This is a genomic window from Leclercia sp. EC_58 (assembly GCF_019584355.1).
In the GTDB taxonomy this organism is placed as follows: Bacteria; Pseudomonadota; Gammaproteobacteria; order Enterobacterales; family Enterobacteriaceae; genus Enterobacter.
In genome coordinates this window covers 3,270,810-3,281,762 of record NZ_VDAM01000001.1, presented here as the reverse complement: position 1 = coordinate 3,281,762, position 10,953 = coordinate 3,270,810, and the positions used below count along the sequence as shown (strand labels likewise).

General features: G+C 55.5%; 6 protein-coding genes. 5 read left to right on the top strand and 1 reads right to left on the bottom strand.

Features of this window, described 5'->3' with window-relative positions:
- Positions 1 to 99: IS1 family transposase (locus FHC51_RS16130; protein ID WP_000641146.1), on the top strand; the 99-nt coding region annotated here is incomplete at its 5' end.
- Positions 100 to 696: 597 nt separating this feature from the next.
- Here FHC51_RS16130 and FHC51_RS16125 read toward each other — a convergent pair.
- Entirely contained in the window at positions 697 to 1,530 is an 834-nt protein-coding gene (locus FHC51_RS16125) for a hypothetical protein (protein WP_220436031.1), read from the bottom strand.
- A 701-nt stretch (positions 1,531 to 2,231) separates the two neighbouring features.
- On the opposite strand from FHC51_RS16125, the gene FHC51_RS16120 reads away from it, so the two are divergent.
- From FHC51_RS16120 to FHC51_RS16105, 4 genes are all read left to right on the top strand, one after another.
- Entirely contained in the window at positions 2,232 to 3,626 is a 1,395-nt protein-coding gene (locus FHC51_RS16120) for a VWA domain-containing protein (protein ID WP_255584893.1), read from the top strand.
- Positions 3,627 to 3,897: 271 nt separating this feature from the next.
- Positions 3,898 to 5,301: an SrfA family protein gene (locus tag FHC51_RS16115; protein ID WP_220436708.1), complete on the top strand. Its 1,404-nt coding sequence runs from the start codon at positions 3,898 to 3,900 to the stop codon at positions 5,299 to 5,301.
- Complete coding sequence (locus tag FHC51_RS16110; protein ID WP_220436030.1) at positions 5,302 to 8,304, top strand: virulence factor SrfB; 3,003 nt, start codon at positions 5,302 to 5,304, stop codon at positions 8,302 to 8,304.
- Entirely contained in the window at positions 8,304 to 10,952 is a 2,649-nt protein-coding gene (locus FHC51_RS16105) for a putative virulence factor (protein WP_220436029.1), read from the top strand. Before FHC51_RS16110 ends, FHC51_RS16105 begins: the two co-directional genes overlap by 1 nt.
- Position 10,953: the final 1 nt, after the last annotated feature.

Here is a 10,953-nt window from a genome sequence, read left to right as displayed (position 1 = left end):
CTGGCAAGGCTGGGACGGAAGTCACTGTCGTTCTCAAAATCGGTGGAGCTGCATGACAAGGTCATCGGGCATTATCTGAACATAAAACACTATCAGTAAGTTGGAGTCATTACCGAAGACTCCAAGCCAGCAGAGACCGCCAGTGCAGCCTACCGAAATGTAATTAAATAGTCTACACATGAAATGAAGGGCTGAAGGAGCAGCAGCACTACCCACAATTATGCTAAACCGACATCGCATTCAAAGTTATATTTTCCAAGCTGACAACTCCTCAGGTTCAGGTTTGTCATCAGATGCCCGATACGGTAATAGATCATCGGGACGCCATGTAGGTCAGCATTTCTACCGGGGTTTGCGCGCCTGTGGGCCCCCTGCTCTTGTTCCATGCCCGGTGTGTTTCACTGCAAAGCTTGACTCGCGCTTGAAACAGTTTCGCGTCGTTATCGCTAGTACCTATAACTGTTACGGTATATTCCCAGTGCGGAGAAAAGGTTTACACCGTGCGACTGTCACTCAGGCTGGCGGCTATCATGCCCCTTTTCAACGTCGTTAGCCAATTGCATGATTTCCCAGGCATGCTGGGGATATTTTTCAGCGACTAACTTTATCGCTTTTCATGTAAGTAGGTGCATTAATCGTGCCGCCGGTATCGTTCACTCAGTGAACACCCCGCCCCTAAAAGGGCAGGGTGTTAGGCTACAGTGCGGCGACAACATCACTATTACGTAACGTAAAACCTTCCCAGCGGGCCATCAGATCGGCAGCACTGAGGGCAATCTGAGTCTTGCCGATCACCTTGCAGTGATACTCACCGAAGCTACCCTCAATCGCCGCCCGGCTGAAATAAACGCGCAGCGTGTCCGGATGAATCGCCATATCGCCCGCCTCAAACACATCATTCAGCGACATTTCCAGCAGCAGGCCGTTGCAGACTTGCATTTTCCCGTCCTGAGCATGAGGCTGGATATGGCATGTTTGGAGCGCCCGTTGGTAGCTCTTGCCGGATACCAGACAACGCCCGTAACAGTTGGCTATGACCGCATCGCGGAATGCTTTTTGTACCACTGCGTTGCGCTGGGACTGGAACCGCGCCTCTTCATTGGGGGCAATGGCAGTGTAATGGCTCACATCGACTTGCTGAGATACAGGCGAAACCGGAGTAGGTTTTGCCGGGGTGGGTTTATGCTCCTCCACGGTCGCTGGCTTGACGTCCGGCACGCTGATTGAGGCCTGTTCAGTAACGGACGGCATAAACCCGCGCTCCGTCAGATAACGGTCGGCCAGGTCTTCGGCGCTTAAACCGTCTTCAATCCTTTCAATAACAAATTTACGGAAATCACCAATCAGGCCACCGGGGATCCGGGCGCGGATGACGTCCGCCAGTCCCTCGATCGGTTTGTCTGGCTTAGCCTTTTTCTGGCCTGCCACGATGAAGCCGGATGACGCGGGCGCGGGATCTGAATCCGCAAACTGATTGCGCAGTTCGGGTTCGTCAGCTTTTGGCGCAGGAACGACAACCGGAGCCACCACCTCTACCTCCGGGGTGGGCGTTGCCCTGAGTAAGCTACTCCCAAATTTCAGTCCTTTTGACGGCACTAGCGTCATGCTTTCCCGCGCGACATACGGGTTTTATCTTTTGACGTTCGGCGGTGTCCGCATACTGCCGGACAATCCGGGGCTGTTTCAGCAGCTCCGGTATAGGGGCGACGACTGTTGGCGCAGCCTCCCCCTGAATCTTTCTATATCCCTGCATTTTTCGCCGGGACGCTGCATTTAACGGCAATGTGTTACAGTCACACATTGATATTCATCAGATTTTTCTTAGCCATTTGTGCGTAAGGTCAAATACCACCAGCACATATTCTTTGACTTGTATCTTGTAGGTAGGCTCTAGGTAGGGGTCAGTTTGGAAATCGAAAATTACTGTATTTAAGGTGATCTTTTGTGCCCCTTGGCTACAGTAAGGGGGGCTTTGCCACGTTGAACATTAGATATGTAGTCATTGAAGTCGGCTATCGGCGGATGGTACCAGCGATCACTCATTGTGTTGAAATCAAAAGATGTATTCAGGCGGCTAAGTTGTGAGTTGAAGCATTTTCACCCCATGTGACACAACCATGAACCTTTCCCTGCTAGTCGCTGGCTTATATTCGGTGGTGAATTCATTCTTCAGTTCGCTGAAAATTTAAGCATTAGAAAACATTCCGGCAACAAACCTGGAATTGGCCAGGATGGATATTTTGATTACATTGAGATTTTTACTACTGGGCCTTACGGCACAATATATCGGTGGGTTTACTCCGCGATTCCTATTAATTTTAGTAGTTATCTATTTCTGTAGCCATTCTTATAATTATAAATTGTTTTTTTCCTCTTCATCTTTTAATCTGTGGACTTGTGCAGATGGCGTAGTGATTTCGATGATTAGAATAACAAGGACTGTTGAGCACAGCGCCGCTGCGCAAAATTATATAAATCTCTACCCTGCCTTTATTTCTCTTGTTGATCAGCATCTCCCTGCTGGCTATAAAAATGTCTTTGCCCGGCCCTTCCTGGCCTCAGATGGGGCGATTGAGTGGTACAGCGAAATTAACGGTCAACCAGTTTCGTTGACTTCGCTTCCACCGGCGGAAAAAGAGAATGCGCGTACGTTATTGCAGCAAAAACTCGTCGTCATTGAGCAACTTTATCAAAAGCTCTCGATAAATAATGCCGTGCCTGACGAAGTCATGCAGCTGCTGTCGCTCGCCAGTCGCCAGCCCGATGAGCGCGGCGTCTGGGTTGTTGATGGCCAGCCGGTCATTACCGCCTGGAGCGAAAGCCCCGCCATGCCTACGTTGCCGGTTGCCAGTAAAGGTCGCCGTTGGTTGTGGTTACTTCTGGTATTGCTCGTGCTGCTGGCGTTTCTTTTGCTACGCGGTTGCATACCCACGGCAAAATTGCCGGTCCATGGTGCGCCTGCGCCAGCACCGCAACCGGTAAAACAGATCTGTCCGGCAAAAAGGACTAAACAGCAAGCCCCTGAAATGGTATTAATTTTTGACGCATCAGGTTCTATGTCCATCAGTATGGACATTACGCCGGACGAGCTGCGCCGTCTGATGCAGGATCAGCCGGTGAAGAATTTTGATCGCGAACCCCGTCGTATTAGCCTTGCGCACCGCTCGGCAAAACAGGTGATCGACGAAGTGCCAAAAGACATGGATATTAGCTTGGTATCGGCTGCAACCTGTCAGCAAGTCTATGTAACGCCAGCCTTTTCTTTTGCCCAGCGCGATGAACTGAAACAAGCCATCGATAAGATTCAACCGGTGGGGAAAACCGCCCTGGCAGAAGCGCTAGAGAAGGCAGGCAAGCTGGTCGATGGCGTGGATCGTGATGCTATTATCGTGCTAATCACCGATGGTGAAGAGACCTGCGGCGGCGATCCGTGCACGGTCGCGCAGCAGCTAAAGCAGAAGAAACCTCGCTTGCAGGTCAACGTGGTCGATATTATGAATACCGGTGCCGGAAACTGTATTGCCAGCCAGACTGGGGGGGCAGTTTATGCCGTAAACAATACGCATGAATTTAATGAAATGATGAATCAGGCAATTAAGGAATATATCCCTGAGGGCTGTGAATAATACTTCAGAAGCCTTAATGAATTAAGGTCGAAATAGTTTCAGTAAGAAATTATGCATGTTTTTACGTGTGGGTGACAACCTCCTCCGCGATAAATTTAATTTATGGCTAAACGTTTTTCGTCACCTGCCGATAATTATTCTGCTCTTTTTATACCCACCCGGAAGGTGATTCCTGTCGCTTGCGATTAGTCACCCTTGAGGATGATATACATATCAATAAAGCAGAGTTAACCCAAATAATTACCAGCAAGGACAGGCCAACGTGAAAGAGATGTTCCTGTGCAGTGACAAGCTCGACAAATACCAGTCAATGGGTGAGAACGGTCAGGCAGTTCATATTTCCGCGCTGCAACTTCGCGAAACACTGCGTCTGAGAAAACAGAGCGCGGTTGCCGATACGCTGGCAATTCCCCAGGTCAATGAATATGGTGATCGCATCGACTGGTACGCCCCAGCCAACGGGGATGTGATCCCCTGGTCGGCCGCCACCTCGAGCGAGCGCCAGGCCGCGCTAAGTCAACTGGAAAACAGCCACTCCGTTTTACGCAATCTCAGTTCTGAATACAGCCAGCATTCCAACCCGGAACAACGCCTGTTTGGCCAGTTGCTGGAGAAGGCCTTGCAGTTCCCTGACCAGAACCATGTCTGGCTGGTGGGTGGTAAACCGGTCATCAGCTTCTGGGGGTTCGTTAATGCCCGCCATCCGTCCCGTATCGACCCGCTCGATTGCTTGCGCCCGCCCGTCCCGATCGCCCCTGCGGTTGCTGCGCCAGCCGCCCCCGTGGTCGCTGAATCCCTCACTGAGCGCCCGGTCACACGCCGGGGATGGTGGTGGGTGCTGCCCGCCTGGCTGCGTTGGTTACTCCCCTTGCTGTTGCTGGCACTGCTGATCATGCTACTGCTACGCAGCTGTGTTCCCGGCCTCTCTATCCCGGGCTTCTCAGCCACGCTGCCGGCCTTGCCGGATGCGCAGCTGAAGATGCCAGCGGTCAATACCGACCTTCATGGAACAACCGGTACGGTTGGCAGCGGCCTGTCTCTGAACGGCAGCGGTAGTGGCACAGTCCTGCCGGACTCATCGCTACCGTCAGCGAATCAGCCTGCCAATGGCGAGACACCAGCAAACGGCGAAATGCCGGCTGCACCCGCACTGCCTGATGAAGCGCCCGCAGAAAATCCGTCGCCGGTTGACCTTGCGGCGCCAGAAAGCGCAGCGGAAACGCCTACCCCGAATGCCACCCCGGGTCTGACGCCGCCGGATGTTACTCCTGGCAACAGCCCGACGGGCGTGAAAGTGCCGTTGACTATCCCAACCGATGCGCTGGCGCAGGGAAATACCGACTTCTTAAACGGACGTTGGCACGCGGGTGCGGGCATTCAGGATCAGCGTACTGGTAAGCCGCTTAGCCTGAATTACCAAATCAACGACGGCAAAGGCGAAGTACAGATGGTGCGTGGCGATGGGGTGACCTGTCGCGGTGCGGTCAATGCGGCCATCCAGTCAGGCAATCTGGCGATCAATAACCAAGGTGAAGCCCAATGTTCCGATGGCTCGGTCTATCAAATGCCTGAAGTTCAGTGTGCGCCAGGCGCGCAGAACATTGCGGATTGTAAGGGCCGCTACGACGCCAACACCCTTTTCCCTATTTCGATGAAGCAGGAGGCAAGTAAGTAAATGCTCGCTGAACTTACTGATTTTAAAAAGCAGGTCAAAATTATTCGTGACAGCGGGATCCAGTTCCTGGATTTCGCGTTTACGCTGCCTACCCGTAAAGAATACGGTGATTTCTTGCGCCAGAACGGCGATGGTCCCATCTTGCGCCTGGTCTATAACGAACGCGAAGATAAACTGCAGATCCCGGCGGCAGGTAATGCCGCGCCGCACTTTGCCGAGTCGGATTACTCTCTGACCACGGAAGAGTCACTGCGCCTCTATCAGGGCCTGTGGCTCCCGCTGCCCTTCTTCCGCTTTAACCCGCCGCGTGCTTTTGCACACGGGCCAACTAACTGGGCGCGTGTGCAGTTCCACGAGCTGGCAGAACCCGACGAGAAGGGGAATACCTGGCGTGCGATCCTGATCTTCGATACTAAAATATTCCCGGATCGCGAGAACACGCAATATCTGGCTCCCAGCGAAGATGACGTGCGCTCTGGAGCCGGTTTTGCGCTGGCCCTGCACCCGCACGAGATGGGCGATTTCCTGACCCTCCCCTGGGTAGAAGAGTGGTTGCGAGAAGTGTTCAGCACCCAGGCGCGCGACGTGCTGCGCCAGCATGCGGAAGATATTGATGAAAAACTGGGGCAAAAAGAGCACCAGGCGCACTACCTCAACCTGCTGAATATCCTCGATGCCACCGTGGCCATCCCGGAAGTGCAGGTCAATGACGTGAAGATCCGCGACTCAGCCATTCCGGTTGATCTGGTGCTGGATATCGGTAACTCCCGCAGTTGCGGCATCCTGATTGAAGAACACCGTGATGACAACAAAGGTCTGTCGCAGCTTTACCAGTTGCAACTGCGCGACTTAAGCCAGCCGCAGAACGTCTATAACGAACCCTTCGACAGTCGCCTGGAGTTTGCTCAGGCCGAGTTTGGCAAGCAGGACTTTTCGCTGAAAAGTGGTCGCAGCGACGCTTTCACCTGGCCGACCATTGGCCGCGTAGGTGATGAAGCCTTCCGCATGGCGGCACAGCGCCTGGGAACAGAAGGCTCGACCGGGATCTCCAGCCCGAAACGCTATCTGTGGGACGACCAGCCATATTCCCCTGGCTGGCGTTTCAGCCAGGCGTTCGTCAAATCCGACCGCGAGCCGCTCGCCACCGCTGCACCGTTGCTGTATATGCTTAACGACCAGGGCAAACTGCTGATTCGTCTTCCTGAAGATGAAAGGATGCCGGTCTTCTCCCCGGTTTACAGCCGCAGCTCGTTGATGACCATGATGCTCTCTGAAGTCCTGAGCCAGGCGCTGATGCAGATCAACAGCCCGGCGCAGCGCCTGAAGATGAACCACGCCAGCACGCCACGCCGCTTGCGTAATGTCATCATGACCGTGCCACCCGCAATGCCAAAACCTGAACGCGCCATCTTTGAGCAATGCATGCTCGATGCCATCCGTCTCGTGTGGAAGGCGTTGGGCTGGGAGGAGATGGACGATGAAAGCGAAGAGAACGAACAGCTGAAATACCCGCGACCTGGTGTCCACGTGAAGTGGGACGAAGCTACCTGCGGACAGCTGGTCTATCTGTACAACGAAACCCAAACCTACTTTGGTGGCCGAACCGATGAGTTCTTTGCTGCGACCCGTCGCCCGGACAATACGCCGGCCGCAGACGCGCCTCGCAGTCTGAAGGTGGCCTCTATTGATATTGGCGGTGGCACTACCGATCTTGTGATCTCCCGCTATACGCTGGATGACGGCGAAGGCATCAACGTCCGTATCACGCCAAAACAACTGTTCCGTGAAGGCTTTAAAGTGGCGGGAGACGACATCCTGCTGGATGTAATCCGCCTGTACCTGCAGCCGGCAGTGAAAGCCGCAATCGTGAAAGTCGGCCATAGCGATATGGCTGCAGAATCGATGATGTCGCAGCTGTTTGGCAGCGAATCCATCGAGGCGGGTAAGCAAGTTCTGCGTCAGCAGCTGACACTGCAGATCTTTGCCCCACTGGCGCTGGCGATCCTGCATCGCTATGAAGAGTATTCGCCGGAGAGCGGCCGCGAGCAGCTTAGCTTCACGTTCCGCGATCTGCTGACCGAAAACATGCCGACGGAAAAAGTGCAGGACTACGTGAATGACGTGGTGCGCATGGGCCAGGTCTCAAGCGAAGCGCCCTTCTCTATTCTCGATCTGCCGCTGGAGATCGATCTGGCCAACCTGCACAACGAATTCATTAATCCACGCAGTGGCCGCATGAACATCTGCCACAGTCTTCGCGCCCTGTGCGAAGTGCTCTGGCACTACAACTGCGACGTACTACTGTTGACGGGACGTCCGTCGCGTCTCCCAGGGATTCAGGCGCTGATCCGCCAGCTTCAGCCAGTGCCGCCATCGCGCGTGTTGCCTCTGCATGGCTATGAGACCGGCGGTTGGTATCCCTTCAACAAGAAAGGCTGTATCGACGACCCGAAATCCACCGCTTCAGTTGGGGCGATGCTGTACCTGCTGGCAGAGAACTCTCGGCTGAGTAGCTTCTTCTTCCGCACCCAGAACTTTGTGCCTTACTCCACCATCCGCTATCTCGGCATGCTGGATGGCAACAACCTGATCAAAGACAGCAACGTCTTTTATCGCGATATCGATCTCGACGCGCAGACATTCCAGCTTCCGCAGGGGCAAAGCTTTGAAGCGCGTGGTGAAGTGCGCATTGGTTTCCGTCAGCTTGATAACGAGCGCTGGCCTGCCTCTTCACTTTACACGCTGAAAATTGCCAACCCTAACCTCGCGAGCGAGCTGGCCGGGGATGCCATGATGCGTATCGAACTCACTGCCGAGCAGGGACGTCCACGTAACGGCGTCGAGGCGGTCAGTCCCGAGAAGTTCCGTATTGAATCCGTCGAGATGGACCATGCCCGTCGCAACTACAACCGCAAAGACGTGGCCTTCCAGTTGAACACTATGGTCGGTAACGGTCTCAGCGAGACGCACTACTGGCTGGATAGCGGGAGTATCAAAAGCTAATGAGTACCCATAATTCTGCAAACATCATCCAGGGCTGGCAGGGCGTTGAGCAAGGTGCCGGCCAGGCAATTGACTGGATTGCCGCCGTGCGCCAGGACGCGCCGCGTCTGAACACCGAAGCCGATCGACTGACGCTGAACCTACGTCGCAGCCGCAACAAAGCACGCCGACTGGCGCAGGCGGCCGCACGCCCGATGACCATCGGCTTCTTCGGTTTGTCGCAGGCGGGTAAGTCCTATCTGATTTCGGCGTTGGCCGCTGGAGAGAATGGCAAGCTGGGCACGGTGCTCGGTGGGCATCAGCTCGATTTTCTGACCCACATCAACCCTCCAGGTGGCGGTAAAGAGGCCACCGGTCTGGTGACCCGATTTAGCCGCCTGAAGCATGACGACGACCAAAACTGGCCGGTCAGGTTGCAGCTGTTCAGCGAAGTGGAGATGGCCAAAATCCTCGCCAACGCCTTTGTGCATGACTTCAATCAGGAGAAGTTCGACTGGAATTATGACGAAGGACGGATTGGCGACCTGCTGGCGACGCTGGAAAAACGCCGCCGCCCGACGCGCGTGCCGGGCGTCACGGAGGATGACGTGGTCTCCTTCTGGGACTACCTCACCCGCCATGCGGGAAAAACCCAAAGCCGCTTCGCCCTGCACTACTGGCCGCAGGCAGTAAACCTCGCGCCGTGGCTGACCACCGACGATCGCGCCCAGCTGTTCTCGGTGCTGTGGGGAGAAGTGCCTGAACTGACCCGTGCCTATGGGCATTTTGCCCAGACTCTGCAACGCCTGGGCAGTGTGCAGGAAGTGCGCGCCCCGTTAAGCACCTTGGTAGTTGAAGAGAACGGCCTGCTGATCCAGAAAAACAGCATCATGAACGTGGACATGCTGGAGCATCTCAACCAGCCGCACGACCCGCGCATTGAGGTGTGTCCGCTACAGGATGGCCAGCTGGCGGCACCTGTCACCATTTCGCTGGCCGAGCTGACCGTACTGACTGCAGAGCTGCATGTTCCGCTGTCCGCGCCAACCACCGAGCCGCTGTTCGATCAGGTGGATCTGCTTGATTTCCCGGGCTACCGCGGCCGCATGTCTATCGACTCCTTCGGCGCGAAGTCGGCCGAGAGCGAAGGCGGCAGCCGTCTGGCAGAGCTGATTCTGCGCGGCAAAGTGGCTTACCTGTTTGAGCGCTATACCGAAAACCAGGAAATGAATGTCCTGGTGCTTTGTACCCCTTCCGCCAGGCAGTCGGACGTGTCAGATGTGGGTGATGCATTGGACGAGTGGATCTCTCGCACCCAGGGCGTCGATGCCGACGTGCGCAGCCGCCGTCTGCCGGGGCTGGTCTGGGCGTTGACCATGTTCGATAACCGCGTCACCGGCGCGTTGGCACACGAGGAAGCCCTGCTGCGTCAGTATTGGGGACAGGGCGGGATGATCAAAATGGCGATGCTGGAAAAATTCGGCAAATACAGCTGGATGAGTGAATGGAAGAAGGGCGAATCCTTCAACAACACCTTCCTGGTGCGTAAACCCGGCATGCCGACGCCGTTCATTCGGATGAGCGGTGGCAGCGAAGTGGCCTTAAGCGAAGACAACGCCGAACAGCTGACGCTGATGCGTAAAACCTTCGTGGAAGACGACGCCGTGAACCGCTACATCGCCTCGCCGGCAGAAGCCTGGGATGCGATGCTGAATCTCAATGATGGCGGCATGAACCGTATAGCGAGCTACCTGAGCCAGGTCGCACGCCCGGAGAACAAGCTGGAACGTATCGCCGAACAGCTCGAAGAGAGCCGTCACGAGCTGGTTCAAGGCGGGCTGGGCAACTGGTATCAGCCTGACGGTGACGAAGAAGTCGCGAAGAAAGCCCGAATCGCGCAGGAGATAGTGGCGGCGGTGAAAAAGCGCAACGGGATGCACGGCGAACTGCTGGCGCGCCTGGTGCCGACGCGTCGCTCGCTGCACGACCTGTACATGCAGCAGGTGAGCTTGCCTGCTGCGGCGGAAGAGGAAGATGTGTTTGATATCGGTCTCGACGATGCACACGGTAGTACCTCCAGCGTCAAGAGCCACAGCCACGAAGTTGCCTTTGCCCGTCAGAGCGTTCAGCACTGGATCAACCACCTGCGCGGCCTTCCGGAAACCCCGGCGATGCTCAATTACATTGGTCTGCCACGCGCCACCGCCGAAGAGCTGGTCGATGAGTTGATCACCGGTCTGCTGCGTCTGCGTGCCGAAGAGGCGCTGGTCGCCGTGATGCAGAACACCGACCAGGCTGGCGTGCGTCGCGACTGGATGGTGGATCGCCAGGTATCGCGCGTTCTGCACGTCATGAGCGATTTTATGACCTGGCTTGGCTATCAAAGCGTGCCGGAGAAGAAGCGTCCAACCCGTCAGAACCAGCCCGATCAACCGATCTTCACCCGTCCGGCCCAGTGCGACAGCGTGGTGTGGAAGGAGGATGAACGACTGGTCAGCCTCACGCCGCAACAGCTGAACTACAGCGGCTATTTCATTCTTGACTGGCTGATCGGCCTGGAGGCCCTCATCACTGAGAACGCCGGGCATTCCGCCGGTCGTGAAATTAGTGTGGCGCAGAATGAAAAGCTGGGAGCCATCCTCAACCTTATTCAGCGTTCACAGGAGTAAC

Bases quoted from the DNA above. Each gene is read 5' to 3' on its own strand.
- FHC51_RS16120 (WP_255584893.1), top strand. From the start codon at position 2,232: ATGGATATTTTGATTACATTGAGATTTTTACTACTGGGCCTTACGGCA.
- FHC51_RS16115 (WP_220436708.1), top strand. From the start codon at position 3,898: ATGTTCCTGTGCAGTGACAAGCTCGACAAATACCAGTCAATGGGTGAG.
- FHC51_RS16110 (WP_220436030.1), top strand. From the start codon at position 5,302: ATGCTCGCTGAACTTACTGATTTTAAAAAGCAGGTCAAAATTATTCGT.
- FHC51_RS16105 (WP_220436029.1), top strand. From the start codon at position 8,304: ATGAGTACCCATAATTCTGCAAACATCATCCAGGGCTGGCAGGGCGTT.